This window comes from Paenibacillus dendritiformis, assembly GCF_015845845.1.
GTDB classification, from domain to species: Bacteria; Bacillota; Bacilli; order Paenibacillales; family Paenibacillaceae; genus Paenibacillus_B; species Paenibacillus_B dendritiformis_C.
Map to the genome: position 1 here is coordinate 1 of NZ_LDIG01000186.1, position 26757 is coordinate 26757.

Genomic DNA, 26757 nt, shown 5'->3' on the forward strand with positions numbered 1-26757 from the left:
CAGTTGATTCGCATCTATGCGGAAAAACCATGGGAAAATTTGATCGCTGCACTCAACCGCAAGCCGACCCGAACATCTAGGGGACGACCAAAGCGAAATGGGAGACGTCCGAAAAAGGCAACGAAGTCGATGAAACCGAAACTGATTGTGAGGTAATGACAAACGAAAAATGATTTTACATATAATGGATAACGCGCAGGGTCTATTTCCAGCTCGACTTTTTTAGACTTAGCGCGGACATTGCAGATGTAAATATATATCATATATAGATGTTAATTGAAATTAGATTATGAACTAACCGCTCGATGCAACGCTAGTGGCAGGAATGCAGGATTTTGTCCGTTTCGTCTCCATTTCACCCCGCAGTGGGGGGAATTGCTGCAGTTTTGCAGGATTTCTTTTTTCAAAAGAAGGCGCGGTAGAGAATCCTGTATTTTCGCAGGATTTTTGAGGCATCGTGCCACGAGCTACCCGTAACACCCCCTTTTTTTCTATGGGCAATCTCTTCCTAACCAACATTTTGCGATTATAATAGAATCAACCTCACAGTACTACAAAGGTGACAGTGTAAGGAAAGACATATACCGGCGTGCATGGAGAGAGAAGCCGGATGATGAGGGGGAATCTGAATGTACCAAGGGTGGGGCACCCGCCCGGCTCCAATCCGGGATGCGAAGGGGCAGCCGCGCGTCTCGGTGAAGGACGTGTCCTTCAAGCGGATCGGGGCCTTGTTCCGACCGTATCTGCTCCGGCTTTTTTTGATTGTTTTTCTGGCGCTCTCCGGCGCCGTTATCGGCCTGCTGCCGCCGCTCGTCATGCAGCGCGTTATCGACGTCGCCATCCCGAACAAGGACATGTCGCTGCTGCTGACCTCCGCCGCCCTGCTCGTGGGGCTGCCGATCGCAAGCGGGATGCTGGGCGTGCTGCAGAGCCATCTGAATACGCTCGTGACGCAGCATATTATGTCCGATCTGCGGCAGGGGCTGTTCCGCAACCTGCAGCGGCAGTCGGTCGGCTTCTTCACCGCCGCCCGCTCCGGCGAGGTGATCCAGCGGGTGACCGATGATGTGGCCGCGATACAGAATGTCGTCACGAACGTCGCCGTCTCTTCGCTCACGCAGATCGTCATCATCTGCACGACGATCGGTATCCTGTTCACCCTCGACTGGAAGCTGGCTCTAATGGCGGTCGTCATTCTGCCGTTATCGATGATCCCGGTGCGCAAAGTATCGGGGTATCGCAAGCGGCTGCGCGCGGAGACGCAGAAGGTGCGGGCCGATATGTCCGCGCAATTGGGGGAAGTGTTCGGCGTGTCGGGCGCGATGCTGAGCCGCATCTTCGGGCGCGAGGCGGCGCTGCAAGCCCGCTTCGAGGAACAGAACAACAAGGTGAAGGAACTGGAAGTGAAGCTGAATCTGGCCGGGCGCTGGTTCTTCATGTTCGTCTCGACGCTGGGGCCGCTGGGCACGGCGCTCATCTATATGTACGGCGGCTACCAGGTCATATACGGCCCGATGACGATTGGCGCGATTGTCGCCTTCGCGGCTTATCTGTCCCGGCTGTATCAGCCCTTCGGGACCTTGCTGAATCTGCATGTCGAGGTCGTGACCGCGATGGGCGTGTTCCATCGCATTTTCGAGTATATGGATATGGAGCCGGAGGTGAAGGACCGGCCGAGTGCGAAGACGCTGGGCACGGTTCAAGGCGCGGTGGAATTCGCCGGTGTCACCTTCCGCTATGGAAGCGGAGGAGAGGTGCTGCGCGGCATCAGCTTCCGGGCGGAGCCCGGCGAAGTCGTCGCCCTGGTCGGGCCGAGCGGCGCAGGCAAATCGACGCTCATTAACCTGATCGGCCGCCTGTATGACGCAACTTCAGGCACCGTCTCCATCGACGGCCATGACGTGCGGGACGTGACGCTGGAGTCGCTGCGCGCCCAGGTCGCGTACGTTACCCAGGAATCGTTCATGTTCCACGCGACGGTGGCCGATAACCTGCGAATCGCCAAGGACAGCGCGACGCAGGCCGAACTGGAGGAGGCCTGCCGCAAGGCTATGAGACCGTCGTCGGCGAGCGGGGGCACCGTCTCTCCGGCGGGGAGCGGCAGCGGCTGGCCATCGCGCGGGCCATTCTCAAAAATCCGCGCATCCTTATTCTCGATGAGGCGACGTCCCATCTGGACTCCGAATCGGAGGCGTATGTGCAGGCAGCCCTGTCCGAGCTGATGCAGGGGCGCACGACCATCGTCATCGCCCACCGCTTGTCCACGGTCCTCTCCGCCGACCAGATTCTCGTCGTGGAAGAGGGCGAGATTGTGGAGCGGGGACGGCATGAAGCGCTGCTGAAGCGGGAAGGGCGCTATGCGTCGCTGTACACGACGCAGTTCCATTCGACGCTGCATCCGGAAGAGGCGGCAGTGGCCCCGTCGCCGGGACTTTGAGCCGATACCAAGGGTGCAGAGTCGGGATATGAACCAAAAGACGGTATCCGCTCTGGATACCGTCTTTTGCTGTGGGGCAGGCGTGTGTATCGTTGACGTGAACGATACACACGCCGTGCCGTTTTTCGATTATTCCGTTGGCAAGATGCTGCAGCCCGGCTTCGTGTCAGGACCGTTCGGCTTCGGATTGATCGCGCAGGCGGGCCATTTGCTGCCAGACCGTGCCGACGGCTTCCTCGCCGGAGCGAATCCGTTCGAGCGCCATGCGCGCCTGCAGCGCGACTTCGAACTCGGTGTCGTTCACCGCTTCCTCCAGCGCCGGCACGGCCCGCTCGTCTCCCGCTTCGTAGAGGAACCGGGCCGCTCGCCAGCGGACGAGCTTGTTCTTGTCCTTCAATGCTTCGATCATCGGCTCGATCGCCGCCGGATCGCCGATATCGGACAAGGTGTCCCCTGCTGTGCGGCGCACGCTGACCGAGGCATCGCGCAGCGCTTCGAACAGCAGCGGCAGGCATTCCTGCGTCTTGATCTCGCCCAGGTAGACGACCGTCAGGCGCCGAATCTGGCTCTGCGGGTCGCGGAGCGTCTCCGCCAGCAGCGGCAGGCGGCTGGCCTCCGGCTCCATCCGATCGAGCGCCGCATAGCGCACGCGCCAATCGCTGTCCTTCAGGCGCGCGACCAGCTCTTCCTCCGTCAGCTCGCGGCGCTCCTCGATGAACGGCTCATCGCTCTTCGCCTTCTCGATCGCCTGGCGCACGAGCGAGGCGAGCCGCTCCTCCGGATATGCGGCCTCCAGCTCCTGCTCGACCTCGCGCGCGATATCGGCGAGCTCGCCATAGCGGATGCCGTAGTCGCTCAGCTTGCGCTCCTTGATCAAGGTGGCGCTGGCGACCTCGGTGACGGCCTTCACGAAGCGCTCGGACAGGCCGACCCGTTCCTCCCGGTTATCCGCCTGCACCCGAATCTGCATCGGAATGCCGCGGAAATATTGCACATAGACCTGCGCCTCGCCGAAGGAGGTCCAGGCCGACCATTCCTCGCCCTGCCCGCTCTCTTCCTGCGGCTGCCCGAAAATATCCCGCACATCGGCCAGGATGCGGGCCCAATCGGCATTCGGATAGCGATCCAGCGCGATGAAGTCCGCGGTATGAAAAACGCTCTTCACGCCCTCGATATCGAGCAACTGCCCGATGATCGGCGGCGCGGAGCGGCGGTTCTCTTCAGAGTAGGTTCGCCGTACGCCCGCCGGCAGCGTCTCATCCAGATGAAGCTTCATGGAGTTCGGACTCGGCGTCGGTTCGATTGTGATCAATTGCATTGACGGCACCTCCTGCATTGTTCTGGTATGTCTCCATTGTACATGAAGGCATAGCCGCGAACAATGCGCCCATCAGACATGCATTTCGTCCGGCATAAGGTTGGAATGGATGAATTTGAGTTAAAAATAAAGAAAGAGCGCTTGGCGGCAGCGGCATGCCGCGACCGGCCCGCCATGGGCGTTCGCTGCTTTTGGCGGACGGGGATAGACGGCGCTGCGGCTTGCGCATACGATAGAGGCAGACAGCGCCTGGCCGCACGCGGCGCGGAAGGGGGAGCGGCGGCTTCGGTTGGGGATCGCCGGACGACAGGCCGAGCCGGGCGCGAATTGGAGTTCGCGGGACCGATTTGTTATTCTAGTACGAGAATCATTTTTCTTGCCCGGCCCCTTCCTTGCTGCTGCACGTCGAACGGCAAGGCTTACGAATACTTGGTGTGCAAATGAGGTGGTGCCATGAAGCGCTATTACACGAATATGGACAATGTATCGACAGAAAAAGCATGGAAGCAATTCCGGCGTTGGCGCGCCGAACGCAAAGTGCGGCTGAAGCAGAAGGATTATTCTTATGTCGTTCCGCAGGTGGAGCCGGATCTCGCCCGGCTGCATGCCAATGACGGCAGCCTGTCCATCACCTGGATCGGGCATTCCACCTTTCTGCTCCAAATAGGCGGCTTGAATATCGCCACGGATCCGGTATGGGCGGCGAGCATGGCGATGGAAAAGCGGTTGTCTCCGCCCGGAATTCCGATTGATCGGATGCCGCCGCTTGATGTCATTCTCATCTCGCACTCCCATTATGATCATTTGCATATGGGATCGCTTCGCAAGCTGGCGGGCCCGCGTACGCTGCTGGTCGTGCCGGGTGGACTCAAAGCGAAAATGGTGCGCAAAGGCTTCCCGCAGACAGTCGAGCTGGAATGGTGGAAGGAGCTCGTGATCGGCTCCGTCCGGGTGACCTTCGTGCCGGCCCAGCATTGGACGCGGCGGACGCTGTCCGATATGAACCGCTCCCACTGGGGCGGGTATGTGCTGGAACGAGTGGAAGTCGAAGCCGTGGAGACGGGAGAACGGCCGCCTGCGAAGGAGACGGTTTATTTCGCCGGGGACAGCGGATATTTCCGGGGCTTTCGGGAGATTGGCCGCCGCTTCGCCATCGATGTCGCGCTGCTCCCGATCGGCGCCTATGAGCCGGAATGGTTCATGTCCCGTCAGCATGTGACGCCGGAGGAAGCGCTGCAGGCATTCGAGGATGTAGGCGCGAAGCTGATGATCCCGATGCATTACGGCGCCTTCAAGCTGGCCGACGACACGCCGAAGGAAGCGCTCGATCGGCTGGAGGCGGAGCGGCTGCGGCGGAAGCTCGATGAGTCGAAGGTCAAGCTGCTGGCGCTCGGAGAGACGTGGCCCGGAAGACAATAGAGATGTAATCCATGAGAAAAAGCCATTTGCCAAGGCGCTTCGCCTGGGGCAGATGGCTTTGTTGATCATGGGGGACTTGTCCGGCGGGAAGGCGAAGCCGCCCGCCAGGGCGGACGGCCAGCTTCGCGGACGGACGGTCCGCTCCCGCCTAGCGGCGCTTGCCCGGCTTCCTCGCGCCCTTCGCCTCCAGGCGACGCAAGCGGATTTTCTCCTCCCGGCGCATCCGGGCCTCTTCGCGCAGCAGCTTGCGGTAGCTGGCGAGGCGGCCCGCTTCCAGCTCGCCGGAGGCGATCGCGGCGTTCACCGCGCAGCCCGGCTCGTCGCCGTGCGCGCAGTCGTGGAAGCGGCAGGCGGCCGCCAAGGCCTCGATGTCCTCGAAGGCCGAGGACAAGCCGTCATGGTCGGCGGCGGTCATGCCGACCTCGCGCATGCCGGGCGTGTCGATGAGCCACGCTCCGCCTTCGAGCGGCAGCAGCTCGCGGTGCGTCGTCGTGTGCCGCCCTTTGCCGTCGCTGACGCGCACCTCCTGCGTCGCCATCCGTTCGCCGCCGGCAAGCGCATTGGCAAGCGTCGACTTGCCCACGCCGGACGAGCCGACGAGCACGACCGTCGTGCCCGGGGCAAGCCGCGCGCGCAGCCGTTCCAGGCCGGCGCCGGTTAGCGCGGACACCGCGAACACGTCGGCGCCCGGCGCGGCGAGCTCGGCCTGCGCGATGAAGGCGTCGGCATCGCCGGCCGCATCGGCCTTCGTGAGCACGATGAACGGCATGGCGCCGCTGTCCCAGGCGAGCGCGGCGTAGCGCTCCAGCCGGCGCGGCTCGAAGTCGGTGGTCATCGACGTGACGAGCAGCGCCACATCGGCATTCGCCGCCACGACCTGCGCCTCCGGGCGGTTGCCGGCGACCTTGCGCGCGAAAAGGCTGCGGCGCGGCAGCACGCCCGCAATCGTGGCGCGGCGGCAACCCAGTCGCCGACGGCCGGCCAGTCGGCCGGGGCCGTCATCCGGTTGCGCGCCTGGCCGGATACGTCGGCGATCCATTCGCTGCCGTCGGGGCCGGCGATGCGGTACAGATGCTTGTGCGCGAGCAAAACGCGCGCCGGCACCAGTCCGCCCGCATAGCGGCGCTGCGCCGCTTCGTTGAGCCCGTTCAACCACTGGCTCCACGTCTCGGTCCAGCGGCTGTCCCAGCCGAGGCTGGCCAGCCCGGCCAACATATCGCCGTTCAGGGTAGCTCCGTGTATTTCATGGCGTTGTTGCTTATTGTCATTACGGGTGTTGCAATAGCTATCGGTTTCGTTCAAGCCTGATATCTCCTTCGGTGCGGTCAATGCCGCATAAAATGAACTTGCGTTGCAGTACCAACGATGTCCCATGCAGGGACAAACGACGTAGCGGCAGCAAATTCGGGAGCACGGTATCAGGCGGGCCGACGCTTGGGTTAGAGTTGAATCATGCCGAAGCGCCGGGCGCTTGCTCGTTCCTCCCGAACGTTATATACAGATGAATTCAACATATAACATCCCTCGCTTTCTTTTGCAGATAGTTATATTATATGGGAAAAATACGGTAAAAGAAACGCCGAATATAGGCTGATATGAAGTCAGGCTCTGAAGTAGCCAAGTCGTTCGGGAAAGTGACTCTCTCGAGGATTAGTACTTCATGTCGATACCTGTTCTGGAGAAGTGGAAAGAAAGCAACGTTACAGGACATTTAGGTAGAAAACTCGAAAGTACGACTCTATAAAACGTGAAAAGGGCTCCGAATCTTTGGTAGAATGGTGTTTGCTCGCACAACATCACCCAAAGAGAGGAACTCAGCCATTAGCAAAATCAAGAGTGAATTATCTCTACAGAACGTAACGAGCTTCGGAGGCGTTAAAGTCTTTCTGGCCTATGTCCAATCGAATAATGCTCTATCTCATTCTGGGCTGGATTCTCTGCTGCGAATGGATTTTTTATTTTCGTAAATATGATGTACTGCTAAGCCGTTTCCTGGGCGGACCATGCCCACATCATAGCCTGTTGTACAAGAATAGGCTGGTCGTGTCCGCAACTGGAAACCGAGCTGCGGGCGCTTAATCCGAAGATCAACCGCCCTTGTTTGCCCTTTGACATCATTCTCGATCCGGATTCTACAGTAGAGTCGGTATACGGCGACCAGAGGGGCGCGGTCAAAGGGACAAACTCGAAACAAGCCCGGTCGTAAAACTATCCACTGCTGGCCTTTGAGGGGCAACCCCGTTAAATCTGACCGCTAAGCTTCGGCAAGGCAACATGCACTCTTCTACCAACGCTGCCGACTTCTTGCAACAAACCTTCGAGCTCCTCGGCGAGCGAAGGGTGAAGTATGCATGATTTGCCAAAGGGGGCGGCGTCGAAGGTTCGTAGAGCATGTGGGTAAGCAAAGAAATCAGCTATGTGTCGGCAAGCTCAAATGGACCGAGCGCCTCGCCAAAGAAGTCCAGGCCTGCCGATATTGGACGTGTTACGTCGACGAAGACTGGATCATCGAAGAGATTACCATGTTCTACAAAGCAACGTCCTGGAAAAAGGATTGCCGCGTCGCCAGTATTCACAAGCACAAGTTTTCGAAGACGAGCAAAGCCGATTAGTGTTGGACACGGACTGGCAATACGCTGCAATACGCAGTGATCGTAACCAATCTGGAATGGGCGCCGATTCAATTATGGCGCTTTTACAATCAGCGTTGCTGCATGGAAATTATATAAAGGAAGCCAAAACGGATTCTCTATCGGTCGGACCACATAGAAAGTTTACATTTCAAATTCTCTTTGCTTCAATACCTCACCTTGATGTTATGGGCTTCGAAATTCAGGGTTAAGTTATAGGGTGAATGACTTCTTAGTGTCCGTTATAATAGGAATAGTATAAATTTGTGAGCGACTAATACGCCGCTTGAACACTCTTCGAGTAAAATTGGAAAAAATAGATTTTTTCTCACTTTAGATTGGAGGGCTATTCTTGGAATTGGAGGAAATTGAGAATAATATCAAGAAAACAATATCTACGGTTTGTGAAATGAAACGTAACGGTGCTTTTGATAATTATATTACTAGAATAAGATTTCCATTTTTTAAACACTTTACTTTTCATTCGGAGATTAATTTTAAAGTTCCTTTAACTATTTTATCTGGGAAAAATGGGTCGGGAAAGAGTTCGGTACTGCATGCTCTTTATGGAGCTCCTAAAGGGAAAAACATATCAGAATTTTGGTTTTCATCTCAACTAGATCCTATTGAGGATTTTGGCGGAGATATTCAGGAACGACATTGTTATTTCTATGATTATATTCGCAATAAGAATGAACATACTGTTTTATATCATAGGATCCATCATAAAAATCGTGATAGCCAGGAATATTGGGAAACTTCGCGCCCTAGAGCGAAGTATCATATGGATACAAGTAAACAACGTTCCAATCCAATTGAAAAAGAATGCGTGTATATTGATTTTAGAAAAGAATTAAGTGCGTTTGATAAATTTTTTTATTTCGGGGATATGAAGAATTTAAAGTCAAAGTCAAAGCAAGATTACCTAAGGTTAAAATCAGCAGAACTAAAGAATATTATTGAGACTGAGAAAATTAATAGCATTCGTGGAGTACAGCAGAATGGAAGACCGATTCAACTAACAGAGGAGGAAATTCAGGAAATCGGATTTATTTTACAAGAAGATTACGTAGACATAAAAATAATAGAACATAAGCTGTTTCAAGGATGGGGAACATCTGTTATATGGAAGAAAAAAGGATATTCATATTCAGAAGCCCATGCAGGTAGTGGGGAAATAGCAATAGTGATTTTGGTTCACACAATTCTGAGGGCTAAACCAAACAGTTTGATTCTGTTGGATGAACCAGAAGTATCATTGCACCCTGGTGCTCAAAAACGATTATTGCTATTTCTGTTAAAACAAATCAAAGTGAGAAAGCATCAAATCGTGATGTCAACACATTCCCCTGTGTTTACGGAAGGGATGCCGAAAGAGGCGATTAAAAGATTTTCCAGAAATCCGGATACGAGTAAAATTGATATTATGGATGAATGTTATCCTAGCGAAGTTTTTAAAGATTTAGGTTCGTCTTCAAAATATGATAATGCCAGAATACATGTGGAGGATGAGCTTGCGAAAAAAATACTCCTTAGTGTAATTAAAAACAATCCTCATCAGCTCAGTAATTTTAATGTGGTTTATTCCCCAGGTGGAGCGTCTTACATAAAACGAAATTTCATAGTAAACTATGCGCAAGTAAACAATAATAAAAATTTTGTGTTGCTTGATGGAGATCAGAGATACGCTGATCGAATTGTAGATTTAGATAGATTAACTGTAGGGGAAGCAGAGGATCCAAACTTTCTTCAGAATGAAATCTGGAATTTTACCAGAGAGAATATTCATTTTCCTCAAGATGGAGGCGATGGAGGAAAGAGGGTGGATCAACTTATTGAAGCGCAAAAGAAGTATATTCGTTTCTGTGAGCGATGTGTGCGATTTCTTCCCAAAAACACACCTGAAGAAATTATTTGGGATGAGGAACATGTATCCGAACTAGTAAGTATTCAAAGTCCAAGTTTTTTGAGTGAAATATTAACGGAGTCAAATTATAAATGTAAAATTTCCAAAACCGCTCTGGCTTTAACGGGGAATACAGCTTCTGGATCAATTCATTTTGTAGAAGATATGCTTATCAAGAAGTGGATAGAGAAGAACGATGAGTCTCAAAGAGAGATTAGAGATATTCTACAAGAGTTTATGGGGATAGTGAACGGTCAGCAATTGGTAGTGAGGTGATCCTAATTTATGAGTTTTACTGCAATAGATCTATTTGCGGGTTGCGGTGGCTTAACTCAAGGACTTAAACAAGCGGGAGTAAACGTTGTGTCAGCAATTGAAATCAATAAAAATGCGGCTAAAGCTTATAAAATGAATCATCCAGAAACTTGCTTATTAGAAGAAGATATTCGAAACATCAGCATTGAAGATATTTTAAACTCGGTCCCAGAAAAAAATATTACTTTAGTTGCTGGATGTCCGCCATGTCAAGGTTTTTCGAGCGTTCGCACTCGAAATCGAGGGAATATTGTAGAGGATGAAAGAAACACTTTAATTCTTGATTTTTTAAGAATAGTCGAGGGCCTTAGACCTAAATTTGTGATGATGGAGAATGTCCCAGGCATTATAAATTATCATTATTTTAAAGTAACAGTGAATAGACTAAAGGAGTTGGGGTATCATCTCGATTATAAAGTAGTTAATGTGGAGGACTATGGGGTTCCCCAACGGAGAAAAAGATTAGTACTTTTAGGATCTACACTAGGAAAAGTGTCGATTCCTTCAGATAAAGCGTACACACGAACTACAGTGAGAGATTATATATCAGAACTCCCTCCCGTAGAGGAAAGTACAGACCCATTGCACAAAGTAACATCAAAACATAGTGAAAAAGTGAAGAAAATCATTTCTCTGATTCCTAAAAACGGAGGTAGCAGGAGAGATCTCCCACAGGAGTATTGGTTGGAATGTCATAAAAAGGAAGGTGTAGGCTTCTCGGATATTTATGGTCGGTTAAGTTGGGACAAAGTTTCTTCTACAATAACGGGGGGATGCTTAAATCCATCTAAAGGAAGGTTTTTGCACCCTGTAGAGGATAGAACGATTACGGCAAGAGAAGCTGCATTGCTGCAAACATTTCCGAATGATTATAAATTTCCTACTGATATTTCAAAAGGTGAATTGGCTCAAATGATCGGGAATTCATTTCCACCCAAATTTTCCGAGATACAAGCGCTTTATTTGAAAAGCCTACTGAATTATGATGCCTCAACAGAATAAATGTCCGTACTTTCTAAATGTTACGTCGCCACCCGCTTTCGTTGACGGAAGAGGGAGGCGATTTTTCATGTTTTTCAGTGATTGCAGTGGATTGAAATTGCATCAGGGACGTAAGCAGGCATAACCGGCCATAGTGTGCTATAATAGTCATTTGAATGATAAATTGCGTGTTAAAGGACGGGAATGCCATGATTAGTACAACCGGCGTTACGCTCCGATACGGCAAGCGGCCTTTGTTCGAGGATGTGAACATCAAGTTCACTCCGGGCAATTGCTACGGTCTTATCGGCGCGAATGGAGCAGGTAAATCGACATTTCTTAAAATATTATCCGGCGAAATCGAGCCTACCAACGGGGAGGTTCATATTACTCCGGGAGACCGCTTGTCCGTTTTGAAGCAGAACCATTATGAATATGATGAATTTCCGGTGCTGGAGACCGTAATTATGGGGCACCAGCGGCTGTACAGCATTATGAAGGAGAAGGATGCACTCTATGCGAAGGCCGACTTCAGCGAAGAGGACGGCATGCGCGCGGGTGAACTGGAAGGCGAGTTCGCCGAGCTGAACGGCTGGGAAGCCGAAGCGGATGCGGCCGAGCTGCTTATCGGGCTGGGCATTCCCAAAAATCTCCACGACGACAAGATGTCGGAGCTGGACGGCAATCAGAAGGTCCGCGTCTTGCTGGCCCAAGCCCTGTTCGGGCGTCCGAACATCCTGCTGCTCGACGAGCCGACGAACCACTTGGATCTCGAGTCGATCAATTGGTTGGAAAATTTCCTCATGGATTACGAAGGCACCGTCATCGTCGTATCCCACGATCGCCACTTCTTGAACAAGGTGTGCACGCATATCGCCGATATCGACTTCGGCAAGATCCAGCTGTATGCGGGGAACTACGATTTCTGGTACGAATCGAGCCAACTGGCGCTGAAGATGGCGCGTGAACAGAACAAGAAGAAAGAAGAGAAGATCAAAGAGCTGCAGACGTTCATTCAGCGCTTCAGCGCGAATGCGTCCAAGTCGAAGCAGGCGACCGCCCGCAAAAAAATGCTCGACAAAATTACGCTCGACGATATCCGTCCGTCGAACCGGAAATATCCGTTCATCAACTTCAAGTCCGAGCGGGAAGCCGGCAAGCAATTGCTTACGATTGAAGGGCTTACCAAGACGGTCGAGGGCGAGAAGGTGCTCGATAATATGCATCTCGTCGTGAACAAAGGCGACAAGATCGCGTTTGTCGGACCGAATGGCCTCGCGAAGACGACGCTGTTCCAGATTTTGATGGGCGAGCTGGAGCCGGATGCCGGCACGTACACCTGGGGCGTGACGACGTCGCAGGCGTATTTCCCGAAGGATAACTCGGCTTACTTCGACGGGGTGGAAGACAATCTGGTCGATTGGCTGCGCCAATATTCGAAGGATCAGGACGAGACGTTCCTGCGCGGCTTCCTGGGCCGCATGCTCTTTTCCGGCGAAGAGGCGTTGAAGAAGGCGAGCGTCCTGTCCGGGGGCGAGAAGGTGCGCTGCATGCTCGCGAAAATGATGATGGCAGGCGCCAATGTGCTCATCCTCGACGAGCCGACGAACCACTTGGATCTGGAGTCCATCACCGCGCTCAACAACGGTCTGATCGACTTCGACGGCACGATGCTGTTCACATCGCATGACCATCAGTTCGTGCAGACGATCGCGAACCGCATCGTCGAGATTACGCCGAGCGGCATCATCGACCGAGTGACGACGTTCGACGAATATCTTGAGAGCGACGAGATCAAGGCGCTGCGCGAGCAGATGTATCCGCAAGAGAGCAAGAAGTAAGAAGCAAGCCTCATCGGAAAAAGAAAGGCCCGGACGACTTGGGAAACCAGGCGATCCGGGCTTATTTCTTGTATGGAATGACTATTGATCCCAAGGCAGTTCGATCACATTGCCGCTGCTCCATGTCCGCGCTCCCTTCTCGTCCGTCTGGGAGTGGAGCGGGATATAGACACAGTTGTCGTTTGCCCTTTGCCAGAATAAGAGGGCTTTATCCTGATCTGGACTAAGCAGGACAGCCGGGAAGACATCGCCGTACTTCAGCGATTTTTTGCGTTCATCGCTGAACAGGGCCCGATTGAATGATTGGGCTTCATCGAAAGGCAAAAAAATTAGTAAACTTGATGTCGATGTCTCCGCTATCGATAATTTCCCATGTATCCAAAGAATTCGTATAAGCGCTAAACGGTTGGAATCCAGAGATCGACAGCATACCAGCCTCACTATTCGTCTGGCCGAACCGTTGAAGCCGCTCTACGCCGTTCTTCCAGGCCCGCTCCAGCTTGAGCTGCACTTCTGAAGGCGTTCCGACCGACATCGGCTCGTGATAGGAGATAGGAGCCGTTCCGTTCTCGATTTTTTGTTGTATTGATTCCGGTGGTGAAGCTTGCGAGACCATGATGCCCGCAACCAAACAAGCGGTGACTATCCCGCCAATAACGATGGAAGTTTTTACATTACTCATTCATTTTCACCCTCCCCGCTTTTCTACACCATCAGGTTCCCGTTTTACAGTAGAGAGTAAAGTTAACAAGATTTTTTTCTTTTTCAATCTTTATCCCCCTTTTCATTCACTGACCAGCATAACAAATTTAGTCAATGGGAAAAAGGGGATTAATTACTGGAAAATATAGTGCTAAAGTTACAAATTAATACTTTTTATAGTATTATAAGGAAGTGATTAAGGGACACGCTAGCAGTTATTTTTCATGTAACCCGGGAATACATACTGAAACGCGTGCAGCAGCTTCTGGAACGCCCGCTTGCGGATATGGCCGTACGTGACCGCGCTGATCGGCGGATCGAAGGCGAAGCTGTACACGTTCATGTCCGTGACGCGCGCCCCTTTCATATACCGCTCGCGAATGAGGAGCTGCTCGTCCGGCTCCAGTTGGTCGACGAGCGATTCGATCACTTCGCAGAAGGCGAGACATTCGTTCGCCTTGTCCGCATTATGCGCGGCGATGCTGCCGGTCGGATCGCCGACCCGGTTCGTCGCGCCATGCTCCTTCGCTTCATATTTCATCGTGACCGCCGCTTCCCGCACGGCATACCGCATCACTTTGCACATTCGGTATTTCGCGAAAGTCTCCTCCATGAACCGCTTGGCCGCCTTCGGATCGAAGGAATCGAACGAAGGGATAGTGAATTGCCGGTCTTCCATATAGAATGTCCTCCTCCATAATGTGTTGCGTTACATCCTTGTCTTATGAAAATGAGCCTGCCGATTCTGCGCCTCCCGCCGACAGATTCATGAATAGATGAGAATAGATTCATTATACCACAAAACAAGAACAAATGTTCGTTAATTTATTTAAAATAACGTTTTATAAATACTGTTGCTATTCTATAAAAAAACGATAAAACAAACATATGTTCTCCGTATTATAATGCTATTGTGGACGAGTTGAGCAGAAGGGACACGCATTCGGCGGACGACAGGGTGCGGGGCAAAGAAGCCAGAGGCACCGAATTTTCCCTTGTTCTGCTCCTCGCTCCGCAACCATGCCGGCATTGATGCCGGTTTTTTTATTGCCGATGAGAGGGGGGAGAGATGGCTTGATTGTGTATCGCGATTATTTCGAGCAGTGGCTGCAGCCGCTGGCACAGTCCGCGGGACTCCCGCTCGAACCGCTGCCGCTGCAGGCATCGGGGGAAGGGCAGGAGCCTGACGAGAGCAGACTGCTGTATCGCGTGTCCGTGCCGTACGCGGATCGCTCGCAGCGCCACCGGGATATGACCGGGCCGTTGACCAGACTGGTCGAGATGGAATGGCAGATGGTCTGGTGTTCGCCCGATCCGTGGACGGCGATGGAGCAATGCCGCCAGGCGATCGGCTGGCTGTGGACCGAGGGCGTAGACAAGCTGGAAGGCTTGTCGGCCGCGCTGGTTCATGTCAGCGACGCGCAGTGGGTGGCGGAACCGGTTCACGGACTGGAGATCCGCGTCCGGCTGCGCATGCGGGACTCGTTCGCCCGGACAAGTCCCGGCCATATTGAGAAGGTTCATATGACATTGAAGGAGATGAAGGAATAATGACGATGCAGGATGTTCAAGTGACGATTGATTTGCAAAAGCCGACAGGACGGTTGTCCTTCGGCATGCCGCTCATTCTCGGCAAGAAGGCGGGAGGCTCGGCCTATAAGGAGTACGGAGATTTGAAGGCCGTCCAGGCGGACTTCGCCGAATCGACGGCGGAGTACAAGATGGCCGCGGCTCTGTTCGGCCAAGGGGACCGTTCTCCGGCCCGCATCGCGATTGCGGCATGCGATGAGCAGGAAGACGCGGCTGAGCGTCTCCGTTCCGTCATGGATGCGGGCTGGTACTATCTGCTCTCCCCTGACAACAGCGAAGCGACGGTTACGGCGCTGGCGCAGGAGCTGGAGAAGGAGGACTACCGCCTGTTCGTGACGCGCGTGTCCGACAAGACGAAGCTGCAAGCGTTGAAGGCCGCCGGGTTCAACCGCACGGTCGCGTTCTATCATACCGATGCCAGCGCCTACCCGGATGCCGCGCTCGTCGGCTCGGTCGGCTCGGCCGATGTCGGTTCCGTGACCTGGAAATTCAAGACCTGCACCGGTATCGCTCCCTTGAAGCTGACGGCGGGCGAATTGATGGAGATTCACGATGGCGGCGCGATTACGTATGTGAACAAGCAGGGCGAAGCCCGCACATCCGAAGGCAAGACGCTGTCCGGCGAATACATCGATGTCATTATGGCGCGCGACTACGTTCGCGCCCGCATGGAAATGCAAATTCAGCATCTGCTCAATCAATCCGGCAAGATTCCATATACGGACGCGGGCATCGCGCAAATCGAGAGCACGGTGATCAATGTGCTGCTGGAGTCGTTCCGAATGGGCATCATTGCCGCGGATGACAGCGGCGAGCCGCTGTTCGGCACCTCCTTCCTGCTTCGCAACCAGGTGGATCCGGGCGATCGCGCGAACCGTGAATACCGCGGAGGATCGTTCTGGTTCGAGATTGCCGGGGCGGTGCATCAGGTGAAAGTGAACGGCGTCATCCGTTTCTAGGAATGGCAGGTCAGAAAGTCCGCTTTGCTGAAAAAAAGGGCCTTTTTGATTACGGTTGAACAACCGCTTTTGAGCCCAAAGCATCCTTGCGGGTGAAAAAATTTTGATTTTAAGGAAGGTGCACATTCATGAGTATCGGCATTTATGATGCGAAGCAAGTGTCCGTCGTCATTGACGGCGAGTATATTACGGGATTCGGCGAGAATACCTTCGTCTCCTGCGAAAAGGACGAGGAGCAGAGCGTGGCCCATGTCGGCGCGCGCGGCGAGGTGGCGATCGCGCACAAAAATAATCCGCTCGGCACGATCAAGCTGACGCTGATGTCGACGTCGCCGCAGATTGCCCTGCTGCATCGTCTGGCTCGCGAGAAGAAGCTGTTCTCGATCTGGGTGAAATCCAACAACGAGCCGGGCGAAACGATCGGGGGCACGCAGGCGATCGTGAAAAAGCTGCCTGCGGCCGCTTACGGTTCGGAGCTGGAGGATCGCGAATTTGAAATCCAAGTGCTGGATTATACGCATCGGGTGAACTAATTTCCATATCGGGATTCGGAAGAAAGGGTGAATGAAGTGAGCAAGCAACAGACGGTAACGATCGAGCAAGAGGAATATGTGCTGCAGCATCCGGGCGCCCGCGCCCTGATGCGCCTCTATGATGCGGCGCTCAAAGCAGACGGGGGATGGAAGCTGGAGCCGTCGATGGACTTTTTCCTCCAGCATGTCATTGTGGCTCCGCGCCTGAGCTGGGAAGCGCTTGAAGAGAAGACGGACATCATGACGCCGCTCTGGCTGGAATGCGCGCGCTTCCTGGGCATGGTGGATACGCCCTTGGAATCCGAATCATCCGGCGTATAGACATTCCATCTCCCGCAATCCGCTCCGGCAATTGTTCTGGCGCGTCGTCCTGAACAGCCGGGGCGGCATTACGTATGCGGAAGCGAGCGGCATGAGCATCGAGGAATTATGCGAGGCCGCCGCCGCTATGGAATGGATGTACGGGACAGGAGGGGGGCAAGTCAATGGATGATCGGATTACCAAAAATGTGCACCGCGAGCTGCGCGCGATGAACGGCAAGCTGGACGAGATTGGCTCCGTGTTCCGTATTATGACGGACAGCATACAGGAGCAGATCGCGGAGATGAAACGCGCCGCCAGACCGAAGCGGGGCGGACCCGCCCTGGCGATCGGCGGCATCGCGTCGGACGTGAAGTCGATCGCGAATATGATGCGAGGACAGGCCTCGATCCGCCCGGGAGGGCCGAGCCTTGCGCATGCGGCCCAGCCGAATGCGCTGGGGCAGCAGTTGTCCGCTTCGCTGTCGGCGCTTCAGAGCACGACGGTCGTGGTGCAAGGCCCGGCGCAAGCGGAGGACAAGAAGTCAGGGAATGAGGAGAAAACATACTGGCAGAAAGCGCTCGACTTCGCGATAACCGCCCAAGATTATGTCTACGCCGCGAGTAACAGCATCAAAAAAGTAAAAGAAGTCATCGATAATGTGAACTATGTGAAAAAGCTGTTCACCGGGGACTCCGGCGGCAGCCAATGCAAATGCTGCTGCTGCCAGGGTGGAGGCGGCGCCTCGTCCGGCCTCGCGGGGGGAGGACGGGACAAGAAGAAAAAGCCGGGCCGAGGCAAGCCTCTTAAGCTGAAGAGAGGGGCTCCAGGCCGAAGCGGCGGCGAAGGAGCGCAGCGGCAGAAGGAGCTTGGCAAGGCTGTCGCTCCGTCCAAGGACGGGGCCGCCGCGCCGCCGGGCAAGGGCGGTACAGCCGTGCCGCCGGCCAAAGGCGCTCCGGCCGCGTCGCCAGCCAAAAGCGGGCCGGCATCGCCGCCCCCAGCAGGCGGAACGTCCGCCCCGCTAACAACCGCCGCGTCGTCCTCTTCAACTCCCCAAGGCACAGCATCATCGCTGCCATCGCGAAAAGTAACGCATGGCAAGCCCAAACGGGGATTTTTGAAAAAGGTCGGGACCTGGGGCACGGTAGCTGCCATAGCGGGCGACTTCGCTTTGAATATGTTCGGCCGCAAGAAGGAAGAGGAAGCGGAGGGCGGCAACGCGGCTGCTCCCGCAGATGCGATAGTAGCCGCGCAGACGACGGCGGAGACCGTGCAATCGGTTCAAGCCGCCACCGGGACGATGGCGGACATCGCCGCTTCGACCTCAACCGCCTCGGATGTCGGCAAGGCCGCGTCCGCCGCCAAGAAGACGGGCTGGTTCGGCAAGCTGCTGAAAGGCGCCCGCGCCGTAAGCAAGGCGACGAAGTTTCTGCGTTTCACGCCGGCCGGATTTTTGGGCGGGCTTGCTTTGGATGCCGGGCTGTGGGCGGCAGAGAAGTTTTTGCTGCCAAAAGAGGAGGAACAGCCCGCCGCCGCGCCTGACGCGAAGAAACTGAGCGTGCAAAGCCGGCTCCCCTCGCCTGCGGTTGCTGCGGGAACGTACCGGCCGATGGCAGAGGCTCCGTTGGCGTCTGCTCCGCCTTCTCCATTGCCGGAGCCTATCCATTCCGGCAGCAGGGGCAGCTTCGGTCCGCCACTTCCTGCCGGGAACCGGGGCGGCCTCGATGTCACCGCAAACAGCAACGTGGTCATGAATCTGAATGTGAACGGCTATATCGATATGCGGATGATCGAAGAGATCAAGCGGATTGCGAGGGAGCAATTCGACGCATCGTTCCGTTCGTTCGAGCGGAGCATCGCGAGCAAGCTGCCGCCGCCGAAGCCAATGCCGAAGCCGGTGGTTGCGGAAGGAGGCATGATGTCCTATTAGTGCGCGAAAAAGCAAGTTAGGCGGAGTCGAGCTGTTCGTTATCTCCGAGGAACCGGAATATTCGGTGCAGGTAAGCAGCCATAACATCGAGAAGGGCGGCATGGTCACCGACCATGTGCAGAGGGAGACGGTGAGTCTGCATTTGGAAGGCTTGCTGATTGGGCCGCAGGCTTCGAATTACAGGCATCGGCTCGTCACCGCGATGAATGAAGGGAAGCTGCTGCAATATACCGGCCGCAATATGCTGTTGAATTGCGTCATTACGAGTCTGCGGACGACGCATGACAATTCGATCGCGAACGGCATGTCGTTCGCGATGACCTTGAAGCAGGTCAATCTCGTCAAGATTGCGTACGACAAGCTGCCGCCCAAGCGGAAAGCAGCCGTCAAGCCGAAGAGCCGCTCCGGCAAGCGGAACACGGCTTACCGGCCGAAGCCGGACGTTCATGTCGTGCGCCCCGGCCAATCGGTCAAAGATATCGCGGCCTACTACCAGGTCAGCGAAGCGGGGATTCGGGCCGGAATGAAGCTCTCCGGCATGCCGGGCATCGCGCAGGCGGGCATGATCGTGGCGCTGCAGACCGGGCAGAAATTGCTGTCGGACCAGAGCAAGACGAAGGCGAAGGGCGATCCGATACGGATGTATCGCGTTCAGCCCGGCGACAGTTGGCCCTCGATCGCCAAGCAATTCGGAATCAGCGTAACGGCATTGCACGCCCTGAATTTCAAAAGGGTCAGCACCTATATGAGTCCGCCGCCAGGGACGGTCATTCGCGTAAAATGATGCGATCCCATTGGGAGAGCCCGCCCCGCTTGACGGGCGGCGGACAGAAGGGGGGAGAAGCATGGCAATCATCCGGATCGACAAAGATCTGATTCCCTACTCCTTCGATATGGACTTGGGGGAACGAACATATACGTTCGAAGTGCGCTACAATGCGGCGCATGATTATTTTACGGTGGATCTGTTCGAAGGGGATAAGCCGCTCGCGCTCGGCGTGAAGCTCGTGTGGGGGCTGCCCTTGTTCGAGAGCATGGAGACGCGCGAGTTCCCGCTGGAGGTCATCGTGCCGTATGGCGATCATCCGGGAGAGTTGATTACTTGGGACACGCTGGGGCAGTCCGTGCACCTTCATTTGGGGGATGACGATGGAATACTTATATAAGCGCGGCTGCGAGATTCTGATCGGCGGATACCGCTTCACCTACGGAGACTTGACGATGCACGTCATCGCCGACTTCGACGACGACAAGGAGCCGAGCGAATCGACGGTGGAGATCTATAATTTGTCCAAGCATACGCTGGCGAATGTTCGGACCGGCATGCGCGTCATCGTGAACGCGGGGTACGGCAAAGACCTCGGTACGGTGCTTCAGGGCCGCATCGTGGAGGTGCGGACGAAGCGGGAACAGACCGAGAGAATCACGACGATTCAAGTGAAGGATGACGTGGCGGTATCTCTTTATGAGATGGCGCATACGTACCGCCCGGGGACGAAGGCGAGCGAGATTATTCACGATCTGCTGACTCGGGCGCAGATTCCGCATGGGCCGGTAGATTTGGAAGCCGATCATGCCTATATGAAGGGCTTTATCGTAAAGGGAGATCCGGTGGACGCGATTCGCCGCGCGGCTTCCGCCTGCAAGACCGGCGTATATACGCGGCAGGGGAAGCTTTATTTTCAAGCGCAGAGCAAGGGGGGCGGCGGAAGCTCCATCGTCAGGCTGTCGCCGAAGAGCGGTTTGATCGGCAGTCCGCAGTCCTATGAAGAGAACAAAGAGGCCGGGGTCCGGGCGACATCGCTTCTGAACTATCGGCTGCATGCGGGGGCTCAGATCCGGCTCGTCAGCGAAGAGTTCGAGGGCGTGTACAAGGTGAAGCGGGGCAAGCATACGGTATCGGCGGAGCAGTTTTTGACTGAGGTGGACTTGGTCAAAATCTAGGCCGTTCATTTTGGCGAAATTGCAGTTGGAGAAGGAGGTGGCGCGCATTGGGAACGAATCGGGCGGTCAGCGCCCTGGAAGCCTGGATCGATCATAAGATGTCCGGGACGGCGGGCGCGCAGATCGGCACGGTGGTCCGTCTGTCGTCCGGGACGGCGGATGTGGAGCTGGACGGGGAAGCCGGCCTCATTCGGTATCAGCTTCCGATTGTGGAGCAGGCTCCGGACATCGTGATCGAGCAGGGGAGCCGCGTCCTCGTCGTGTTCACCGAGGCGGGCCAGAACGGCGGCGTCATTGTCGGAAAGGTGGCGGGATCATGAGAACGTGGGCGCTCCATGATGGAGATATTCGGGTAACCGATGGAGATATCGCCTGGATCGACGGGCGCGAGGAACTGGCGCAAGCGGTTCGCATTCGGCTGAGCACCCGTCTGGGCGAATATTTTTTGGCGCCGGATATGGGGCTTGATCATGAGCGGCTCGTCGGCAAGCAGGTAAGCGAAGACAGCATTCGCGAGGCGATCATGCGCTGCATCGCGGATGAACCGCGCGTGCAATCGGTGGAAGAAGTCGCCGTGGAATGGGATGCGCGCTCGCGCACCGTGCAGGCGCATGTTCTGATGACGAGCGCGGACGGAGAGGAGGTTGAGTTTGTCTATGCTGACAACAGCGGGATTGAAGCGTAAGACGTATCACGAGATTTATGAGGAAATGGTGGCCGGCGTGAGCAAGCGGCTGGGTCAGGATATCAATATGTCGGAGACGTCGCCGCTCGGCATGATGATGCAGGTGTTCGCCTGGCATTTGGCGGAGCTGTGGGAGGATGTAGAGCAGGTGTATCACGAGTCGTACATTCAATATGCCACAGGCGTCCAATTGGATGCCCTGGCCGTGTTCTACGGTCTTCGGCGGAAGCTGGAGCAGGCCGCGCACGGGCGCGTTCAGGTGACAGGAACCCCGAATTATACGGTGCAGCCGGGAGTGCAGGTCGGCACGAAGTCGGGGGTCTGGTTCACGACGGACGAGGCTTGCGTACTGGATGAGAGCGGCAAGGGCTCGGTCACGGTGACGGCGATTGTGCCGGGCAGCAGCGGCAACGTTCCGGCGGGCTCGGTCACGGAGCTGCTTACATCGGTAAAGGAGATTGCGGCGATTACGAATCCGGACAGCATGACCGACGGACGCGAGCGGGAAAATGACACCGAATTCCGCGATCGGCTGCGGGCGGCGCGGGACGGCAGCCATGCCGCCACGGTGGACGCGATCGTATCGGCTCTGCTGCAGCTTCCGGAAGTGAAGTCGGCGGCCGTGCGCGTCAACGACACAATGGATACGAACGCGGAAGGCGTTCCGCCGAAGTCGATTCGCGCCTATGTGCATGGCGGGCAACCGGAGCAGATTGCAAGGACCCTTTTCGAGAAAAAGGCGGCCGGCATCGGCACCGACGGCACGGAGAGCGTCAAGGTACGGGATGTGAGCGGGAACGAGCATGAGGTTCGCTTCAGCCGCATGAAGCTGCTGGATGCGCATGTGGAAGCGGTCGTCAAGGCGGGGCCATCGTTCCCGGCTCGCGGGGAGGACGACATCGTCACCGCGATCGCGCAGTATATCGGCGGCGTCGGCGCGGATCGGCAGGATTATACCGGCCTGCCGCAAGGTTCGCGCATCGTGTACAGCCGCCTGCTGGCGGCGATTCAAAACGTGGCTGGCGTTGAAGAAGTGAGCGAATTGAAGGTGAGGCTGGGCGCGGGCGACTGGGTCAGCGGCAACGTCGATATTCCGCTGTACGAGGTGGCCCGCGTGGCGCCGGAGCGGATCAAGGTGGCGGTAAGCGATGATTAAGCTGGATGACGTGATGGCGCTGCTGCCGGATGTCATCGCCAAGGAAGACAGTCTTTTCGCCCAGCTTGTGAGCGTCTGGCTCGAACAGATGAACGAGATTCGCGCCACGGTGGAGCGCATCTCGGCCTGGAAGAGCATCGAGCAGGCGGAAGGCGCCGCGCTGGATGACATCGGCGGCAATCTGGGCCAGCCCCGCGGGCAGGCGACCGATGAGATCTACCGCATCCTGCTGCGCTCCAAGCTGGCCCGCATGAATGCGAGCGGGGATATCGATTCCATTATCGGCGTGCTGGCCTTGGCCCTCAATGCCGATCCGTCGGTTCTGGCGATCCGGGAAAAGCAGAACGACGCCCATGATCCCGAGCCCGCGGCGATTCAGGTCGTCAAGGTTCCTTACGAGCAGTTGAACCGCGTCGGCATGAGCCCGGCGCAGTTCGTCCGCCTCGTCCAAAGCGTCACCTCCGCCGGCGTCCGCGTGGCGCAGGTGGATCTGTCGGGGACGTTCGAGCTGTCTTCCGTGGCGGACGAGCCGGAACAGAGCGAGCACGGGCTGGCCGATGAAGCGATGACCGTCGGCGGCACGCTTGGGGATGTCTATACGCCGGGTCATGATTATCCGATTCCGGTGTAAGAGAGGTTTTTGTATAGGGAAAGCAGACTTGAATGGTTTGAACTTTTTCAATAGATTCGATACGGGAGGGAGCCATATGGCATTTCAGAAGCCGCTTCCGGAGTGGAAGCAGCCCGGCATCCGGCCGCCGGAGTCCAAAATCAAAGAAGGCTACCGGGTTCTCGACAAGCCGCCAGCCGCCTGGATGAACTGGCAGATGAACACGACCTACGAAGCCTTGCAGGAACTGCAGGAAAAGGCGGCCGAGAAGGAGGACGTCTCGCAGGCGCTGGGAGAGGCGAAGGCGTATACGGACGAGAAGGTCGCCGATATCGACCTGACCCAAATCTCGCCGGAGTCCATCGGGGCTGCCAAGAAGTCGGACCTTGACGCACACACGGCTGACGCGGTGAAGCATATTACGGTGGCAGAGCGGGCGGCGTGGAACCAAGCTGAAACGAATGCGAAGTCCTATATTGATGCCAAACCGTGGCAACGCCATAAGGTATCTGGTGATGACGGTGCAGCAATTGATATCACGAATCGTGATTTGAATGGCATTGTACACACTGGTTTCTATAGGGGGACGAATCTGGGGAATGCCCCTGCGCTCCTGCATGGTTGGGGGTATGTTGAGGTCATTACCCATGCTCCCGGCTCCTGGGTACTGCAAAAGGTTTACGATTTGCATGCCGATCGCTTTTATATGCGCAGGCTGACAGACAGTGGTTGGACAGCTTGGACGCAAGACCTTTTTCAATCTGGCGTTGACGCGAAAACTCGTATCGCGGGTGCCATCAACGCCAAGGGAGTGCCGGCATCCGCGAATGAGACATTTGAACAGCTTGTACAGAAGATAGGAAAGATTCAAACGGGGCAACTTATTGATGTATCGGCTTATCTTCAGATATGGAACGTCGGGTCAAAGACTGAAGTACTTTTTAAAATTCCATCAGGAACGAAAAAGGCTAGATTTCTACCCTTTATATCATCCTATGGTGAGTTGTGGAGAAGTTATTATGATACATCTGATGCTAATTTCGATATTAGTGTAAGAGATAGAACAGGTAAAAGAATCAGGCTCTTAAGTTGTGATTATCCAAGTGATACTATAATAAAAATTTACCAACTTGATTTTAAAATCAGTGAAAGGTTGATTGATGTTCACTCGAGAATGGATAATCAACAAACACCGCGTAAAGAAACCGTGACTATCCCTACGGATTTTGATATAGACTCAGAAATTGGGGTATGGGGTTATGTATACTCCTCGTCTTCGAAGGCACGTTCAACTATATCAATGGAAGGCTCTTTATTTGTTTATTAAATTGAAGTGGATTGTTAGTAAGTAACGGTAAATTCGTAAGACATAGCTTGGATAACAGTGTAAGCGCCATGCCAAAGCCGGCGCTTTTTTCACGCCCTCGGACACCTTCCGAGGGCTATTTCACGCAAAGGAGTGACTCACACATGGAAAGACTGGATGTATTACTGAAGTCAGCCTTTGCGGCGGCGGGCGGGACGGCGGCGTTTTTGTTCGGCGGCTGGCCGGCGCTGCTGCAAGTGCTGCTTATCATCGTCGCGATTGATTACGTGACGGGCGTGATGGCGGCCGGGGCCGAAGGGCGGCTGCGCAGCAGCATCGGGCTGATGGGCATCGCGCGCAAGGTGTTTATTTTTTTCGTCGTGGCGGTGGCGCATCAGGTGGACAGCGTGCTGGGGGACCAGCATTTGCTGCGGGACGCGACGATTTTTTTCTATTTGGCCAATGAGTTGCTGTCGATCATTGAGAATGGCGGCCGCCTGGGCGTGCCGCTGCCGCCGGTCATTAAGCAGGCGGTTGAGGTGCTGCGCGGCAAGGGCGAGATTCGCGACAAGAACCAATAAGCAGGGTTCGCTGCCGCCAACGAAGGCCGCGACCTACACTGAGCGTTCACAAGGGATGGTTCTGCGCCTGAATGGGGGCGGAATGCCGGGCCTTTTGAACAGCTATCCGAAGGGGAGGAATGACGAAGTGACTCCGCAGATGACTCTTATGGAACGTGTTCGCAAGGAATTGTATCGCAGAGCCTGGAGGCTGCAATACCGGGCGAAGGCGGCGCGCCACCGCGAGATCCCATGGAGGGCGGAATCCTTCGCCGCTCCCGATTTCACGGCGCAAGCCGACAACCGCATGCTCGTTCGGCAATTGCTGCAGGAACTGCCCCGCGACAAGGGGCGGGTTATTCTATACAGCCTGTATATAGAGAACGAGACAGAGGTTCAGATTGCGAGGAAGCTGAATCTGAGCCAGCAGGCGGTGAGCAAATGGAAACGCAAATCCCTTCACCGGTTATGTCAGAAGCTGAGTTCGCCGAATGGCTGAGGCGGGTCCGGCAGCATGATAAGGACGCCCTGTTGCGCTTGATTCGCTATTTCGAGCCCGACATTCAATATATGTGCCGCTTCATGCTCATGCCGAAGGAGGATGCGGAGCAGAGCCTTCGCCTGGAGCTGATCGAGCTGCTGAAGCATGCCGAGGTATAAGCTTAAGCGAGGAAGTCATTTGCATGAGGACAGCCGCTGCCTGAGAGGGCTGCGGCTTTTTTAGTGCGCCCAGCATGGGCGCTATCTCTAGGGTTCAAGTCCCGAACGGTGAAGGCAGTAGTAGCCGTAGCTTAAGACAAGGGTGTCGACCGTGAGGTCGAATCTGAAGGAAGTCGGCGGCAAATCTCCGGTCTGAGGAACACGAACTTCATATAAGGCTAGCGCATGTTGGATGAGGTTGCCAAACAAACCAAAGTCCTTACTGCCGAAGGCATGCGAAAGTAAATGAAGCAGATAGATGGAGAGGAAGATAGCGCTCTTACCTGGGGAGATCTGTATGAACGCAGAGTAACTCTGTAAATCTGCCTGTGAAGGCAGACTGAACATACAGAAGTCAGCAGAGGTCATAGTACGACGGTTGTGACGTCAACGGTCGGAAGGACTGAACATGTTATAGGAATTGAACAACTTGGATTTCGAATGTAAGCAATGAAGGCAGACAATCTCCTGTTTTTATTCTCGGAGACCTATCTGGGGAAGTAGCGGTGAATACGCAAGGGTATCCAGAAGGGCTGAGCTTACAGCGGCATGAACAGAAGAACAATTCACGCGAGGAGTATGTCACGAATGATGGAGTTGCTGTTGTCACGGGAAAACTTGCTAACTGCACTGAAACGTGTGGAGGAGAACAAAGGAAGCCACGGCGTAGACGGAATGGCCGTAAAAGAGTTACGAGCCCACATCCTGCAAAACTGGCAAGAAATCCGTCACCGCTTGAAAGAGGGAACCTATGAGCCAAGTCCAGTCCGTCGGGTCGAAATCCCGAAACCGAACGGGGGAGTTCGGCTATTAGGCATACCAACCGTGACAGACCGATTCATTCAACAAGCAATAACGCAAGTATTGACACCGGTGTTTGACCCTGCATTTTCCGAACATAGCTATGGGTTTCGTCCGCGCAGACGAGGCCATGA

The 26757-nt window shown here is 55.1% G+C and carries 27 protein-coding genes and 4 pseudogenes; 26 read left to right on the forward strand and 5 right to left on the reverse strand.

Features of this window, described 5'->3' with window-relative positions; genetic code table 11:
* Positions 1-629: 629 nt before the first annotated feature.
* The 3 genes and pseudogenes from ABD76_RS19090 to ABD76_RS30450 all read left to right on the forward strand — a co-directional run.
* Positions 630-1982 (forward strand): annotated as a pseudogene (locus tag ABD76_RS19090) (ABC transporter ATP-binding protein); the annotation flags it as partial.
* A gap of 56 nt (positions 1983-2038) precedes the next feature.
* Positions 2039-2110 (forward strand): annotated as a pseudogene (locus tag ABD76_RS31005) (hypothetical protein); the annotation flags it as partial.
* Between the two features lie 87 nt (positions 2111-2197).
* Positions 2198-2437, forward strand: a complete 240-nt coding sequence (locus tag ABD76_RS30450) for a hypothetical protein (RefSeq protein ID WP_338125151.1) — start codon at positions 2198-2200, stop codon at positions 2435-2437.
* 166 nt (positions 2438-2603) lie between these two features.
* Here ABD76_RS30450 and ABD76_RS19095 read toward each other — a convergent pair whose 3' ends face one another.
* Positions 2604-3755 carry a virulence factor gene (locus ABD76_RS19095; RefSeq protein ID WP_197258754.1) on the reverse strand — a complete coding sequence of 384 codons (1152 nt, stop codon included), beginning with the start codon at positions 3753-3755 and terminating at the stop codon, positions 2604-2606.
* 105 nt (positions 3756-3860) lie between these two features.
* On the opposite strand from ABD76_RS19095, the gene ABD76_RS19100 reads away from it, so the two are divergent.
* On the forward strand, positions 3861-4199 hold the full coding sequence (locus ABD76_RS19100; protein ID WP_197258755.1) for a hypothetical protein: 339 nt from the start codon (positions 3861-3863) through the stop codon (positions 4197-4199).
* A gap of 9 nt (positions 4200-4208) precedes the next feature.
* Positions 4209-5174, forward strand: coding sequence for an MBL fold metallo-hydrolase (locus tag ABD76_RS19105; protein WP_197258756.1), 966 nt, complete (start codon positions 4209-4211; stop codon positions 5172-5174).
* Positions 5175-5322: 148 nt separating this feature from the next.
* Here the strand turns inward: ABD76_RS19105 and rsgA are convergent, their stop codons facing one another.
* Positions 5323-6111 carry a ribosome small subunit-dependent GTPase A gene (gene rsgA, locus ABD76_RS19110; RefSeq protein ID WP_197258757.1) on the reverse strand — a complete coding sequence of 263 codons (789 nt, stop codon included), beginning with the start codon at positions 6109-6111 and terminating at the stop codon, positions 5323-5325.
* Complete coding sequence (locus tag ABD76_RS29625) at positions 6006-6476, reverse strand: ribosome small subunit-dependent GTPase A (protein WP_197258758.1); 471 nt, start codon at positions 6474-6476, stop codon at positions 6006-6008. Before ABD76_RS29625 ends, rsgA begins: the two co-directional genes overlap by 106 nt.
* Before the next feature lie 473 nt (positions 6477-6949).
* Here ABD76_RS29625 and ABD76_RS31010 point away from each other — a divergent pair.
* The 4 genes and pseudogenes from ABD76_RS31010 to ABD76_RS19135 all read left to right on the forward strand — a co-directional run.
* Positions 6950-7934: pseudogene (locus tag ABD76_RS31010) on the forward strand (transposase); the annotation flags it as partial.
* A gap of 222 nt (positions 7935-8156) precedes the next feature.
* A complete protein-coding gene (locus ABD76_RS19125) occupies positions 8157-9986 on the forward strand; it encodes an ATP-dependent nuclease (protein WP_197258760.1) in 1830 nt (609 codons plus the stop codon).
* Between the two features lie 9 nt (positions 9987-9995).
* Positions 9996-11027 carry a DNA cytosine methyltransferase gene (locus tag ABD76_RS19130; protein WP_197258761.1) on the forward strand — a complete coding sequence of 344 codons (1032 nt, stop codon included), beginning with the start codon at positions 9996-9998 and terminating at the stop codon, positions 11025-11027.
* 188 nt (positions 11028-11215) lie between these two features.
* Positions 11216-12847: an ABC-F family ATP-binding cassette domain-containing protein gene (locus ABD76_RS19135; RefSeq protein ID WP_197258762.1), complete on the forward strand. Its 1632-nt coding sequence runs from the start codon at positions 11216-11218 to the stop codon at positions 12845-12847.
* 310 nt (positions 12848-13157) lie between these two features.
* Here ABD76_RS19135 and ABD76_RS19140 read toward each other — a convergent pair whose 3' ends face one another.
* On the reverse strand, positions 13158-13529 hold the full coding sequence (locus ABD76_RS19140; RefSeq protein WP_197258763.1) for a hypothetical protein: 372 nt from the start codon (positions 13527-13529) through the stop codon (positions 13158-13160).
* 228 nt (positions 13530-13757) lie between these two features.
* A complete protein-coding gene (locus tag ABD76_RS19145; protein WP_197258764.1) occupies positions 13758-14228 on the reverse strand; it encodes an ArpU family phage packaging/lysis transcriptional regulator in 471 nt (156 codons plus the stop codon).
* Between the two features lie 395 nt (positions 14229-14623).
* On the opposite strand from ABD76_RS19145, the gene ABD76_RS19150 reads away from it, so the two are divergent.
* The 17 genes and pseudogenes from ABD76_RS19150 to ABD76_RS19225 all read left to right on the forward strand — a co-directional run.
* Positions 14624-15100 carry a hypothetical protein gene (locus ABD76_RS19150; protein ID WP_197258765.1) on the forward strand — a complete coding sequence of 159 codons (477 nt, stop codon included), beginning with the start codon at positions 14624-14626 and terminating at the stop codon, positions 15098-15100.
* Complete coding sequence (locus tag ABD76_RS19155; protein WP_197258766.1) at positions 15100-16098, forward strand: DUF3383 family protein; 999 nt, start codon at positions 15100-15102, stop codon at positions 16096-16098. Before ABD76_RS19150 ends, ABD76_RS19155 begins: the two co-directional genes overlap by 1 nt.
* A 128-nt stretch (positions 16099-16226) precedes the next feature.
* On the forward strand, positions 16227-16631 hold the full coding sequence (locus ABD76_RS19160; protein ID WP_143802128.1) for a phage structural protein: 405 nt from the start codon (positions 16227-16229) through the stop codon (positions 16629-16631).
* A gap of 36 nt (positions 16632-16667) precedes the next feature.
* The gene (locus tag ABD76_RS19165) at positions 16668-16952 is read left to right on the forward strand and encodes a hypothetical protein (protein WP_197258767.1); all 285 of its coding nucleotides are present in this window, start codon (positions 16668-16670) and stop codon (positions 16950-16952) included.
* Positions 16953-17116: 164 nt separating this feature from the next.
* A complete protein-coding gene (locus ABD76_RS19170) occupies positions 17117-18862 on the forward strand; it encodes a hypothetical protein (RefSeq protein WP_197258768.1) in 1746 nt (581 codons plus the stop codon).
* Positions 18863-18902: 40 nt separating this feature from the next.
* Positions 18903-19646: a LysM peptidoglycan-binding domain-containing protein gene (locus tag ABD76_RS19175; protein WP_338125150.1), complete on the forward strand. Its 744-nt coding sequence runs from the start codon at positions 18903-18905 to the stop codon at positions 19644-19646.
* Positions 19647-19707: 61 nt separating this feature from the next.
* Positions 19708-20028: a phage baseplate plug family protein gene (locus tag ABD76_RS19180; RefSeq protein WP_197258769.1), complete on the forward strand. Its 321-nt coding sequence runs from the start codon at positions 19708-19710 to the stop codon at positions 20026-20028.
* The gene (locus ABD76_RS19185; RefSeq protein ID WP_197258770.1) at positions 20012-20806 is read left to right on the forward strand and encodes a phage protein; all 795 of its coding nucleotides are present in this window, start codon (positions 20012-20014) and stop codon (positions 20804-20806) included. The genes ABD76_RS19180 and ABD76_RS19185 overlap by 17 nt, the downstream gene beginning before the upstream one ends.
* Positions 20807-20853: 47 nt before the next feature.
* Positions 20854-21126, forward strand: a complete 273-nt coding sequence (locus tag ABD76_RS19190; protein ID WP_197258771.1) for a hypothetical protein — start codon at positions 20854-20856, stop codon at positions 21124-21126.
* On the forward strand, positions 21123-21491 hold the full coding sequence (locus ABD76_RS19195) for a DUF2634 domain-containing protein (protein ID WP_197258772.1): 369 nt from the start codon (positions 21123-21125) through the stop codon (positions 21489-21491). Before ABD76_RS19190 ends, ABD76_RS19195 begins: the two co-directional genes overlap by 4 nt.
* Complete coding sequence (locus ABD76_RS19200; protein WP_197258773.1) at positions 21463-22647, forward strand: baseplate J/gp47 family protein; 1185 nt, start codon at positions 21463-21465, stop codon at positions 22645-22647. The genes ABD76_RS19195 and ABD76_RS19200 overlap by 29 nt, the downstream gene beginning before the upstream one ends.
* Positions 22640-23278, forward strand: a complete 639-nt coding sequence (locus ABD76_RS19205; protein ID WP_197258774.1) for a hypothetical protein — start codon at positions 22640-22642, stop codon at positions 23276-23278. Before ABD76_RS19200 ends, ABD76_RS19205 begins: the two co-directional genes overlap by 8 nt.
* A 76-nt stretch (positions 23279-23354) precedes the next feature.
* Entirely contained in the window at positions 23355-24584 is a 1230-nt protein-coding gene (locus tag ABD76_RS19210; protein WP_197258775.1) for a pyocin knob domain-containing protein, read from the forward strand.
* 143 nt (positions 24585-24727) lie between these two features.
* Positions 24728-25144 carry a phage holin family protein gene (locus tag ABD76_RS19215; protein ID WP_168181408.1) on the forward strand — a complete coding sequence of 139 codons (417 nt, stop codon included), beginning with the start codon at positions 24728-24730 and terminating at the stop codon, positions 25142-25144.
* Positions 25145-25271: 127 nt separating this feature from the next.
* A complete protein-coding gene (locus ABD76_RS19220; protein WP_338125149.1) occupies positions 25272-25622 on the forward strand; it encodes a sigma-70 family RNA polymerase sigma factor in 351 nt (116 codons plus the stop codon).
* Between the two features lie 38 nt (positions 25623-25660).
* Entirely contained in the window at positions 25661-25783 is a 123-nt protein-coding gene (locus tag ABD76_RS30225; protein ID WP_275100834.1) for a hypothetical protein, read from the forward strand.
* Between the two features lie 627 nt (positions 25784-26410).
* Positions 26411-26757: pseudogene (locus ABD76_RS19225) on the forward strand (group II intron reverse transcriptase/maturase); the annotation flags it as partial.

Excerpts from the sequence above, each read along its gene's own strand:
- ABD76_RS19095 (WP_197258754.1), bottom strand. The coding sequence starts at position 3,755 with ATGCAATTGATCACAATCGAACCGACGCCGAGTCCGAACTCCATGAAG.
- ABD76_RS19100 (WP_197258755.1), top strand. The coding sequence starts at position 3,861 with ATGGATGAATTTGAGTTAAAAATAAAGAAAGAGCGCTTGGCGGCAGCG.
- ABD76_RS19105 (WP_197258756.1), top strand. The coding sequence starts at position 4,209 with ATGAAGCGCTATTACACGAATATGGACAATGTATCGACAGAAAAAGCA.
- ABD76_RS19130 (WP_197258761.1), top strand. The coding sequence starts at position 9,996 with ATGAGTTTTACTGCAATAGATCTATTTGCGGGTTGCGGTGGCTTAACT.
- ABD76_RS19135 (WP_197258762.1), top strand. The coding sequence starts at position 11,216 with ATGATTAGTACAACCGGCGTTACGCTCCGATACGGCAAGCGGCCTTTG.
- ABD76_RS19140 (WP_197258763.1), bottom strand. The coding sequence starts at position 13,529 with ATGAGTAATGTAAAAACTTCCATCGTTATTGGCGGGATAGTCACCGCT.
- ABD76_RS19145 (WP_197258764.1), bottom strand. The coding sequence starts at position 14,228 with ATGGAAGACCGGCAATTCACTATCCCTTCGTTCGATTCCTTCGATCCG.
- ABD76_RS19155 (WP_197258766.1), top strand. The coding sequence starts at position 15,100 with ATGACGATGCAGGATGTTCAAGTGACGATTGATTTGCAAAAGCCGACA.
- ABD76_RS19160 (WP_143802128.1), top strand. The coding sequence starts at position 16,227 with ATGAGTATCGGCATTTATGATGCGAAGCAAGTGTCCGTCGTCATTGAC.
- ABD76_RS19170 (WP_197258768.1), top strand. The coding sequence starts at position 17,117 with ATGGATGATCGGATTACCAAAAATGTGCACCGCGAGCTGCGCGCGATG.
- ABD76_RS19180 (WP_197258769.1), top strand. The coding sequence starts at position 19,708 with ATGGCAATCATCCGGATCGACAAAGATCTGATTCCCTACTCCTTCGAT.
- ABD76_RS19185 (WP_197258770.1), top strand. The coding sequence starts at position 20,012 with ATGGAATACTTATATAAGCGCGGCTGCGAGATTCTGATCGGCGGATAC.
- ABD76_RS19195 (WP_197258772.1), top strand. The coding sequence starts at position 21,123 with ATGAGAACGTGGGCGCTCCATGATGGAGATATTCGGGTAACCGATGGA.
- ABD76_RS19200 (WP_197258773.1), top strand. The coding sequence starts at position 21,463 with ATGCTGACAACAGCGGGATTGAAGCGTAAGACGTATCACGAGATTTAT.
- ABD76_RS19205 (WP_197258774.1), top strand. The coding sequence starts at position 22,640 with ATGATTAAGCTGGATGACGTGATGGCGCTGCTGCCGGATGTCATCGCC.
- ABD76_RS19210 (WP_197258775.1), top strand. The coding sequence starts at position 23,355 with ATGGCATTTCAGAAGCCGCTTCCGGAGTGGAAGCAGCCCGGCATCCGG.
- ABD76_RS19215 (WP_168181408.1), top strand. The coding sequence starts at position 24,728 with ATGGAAAGACTGGATGTATTACTGAAGTCAGCCTTTGCGGCGGCGGGC.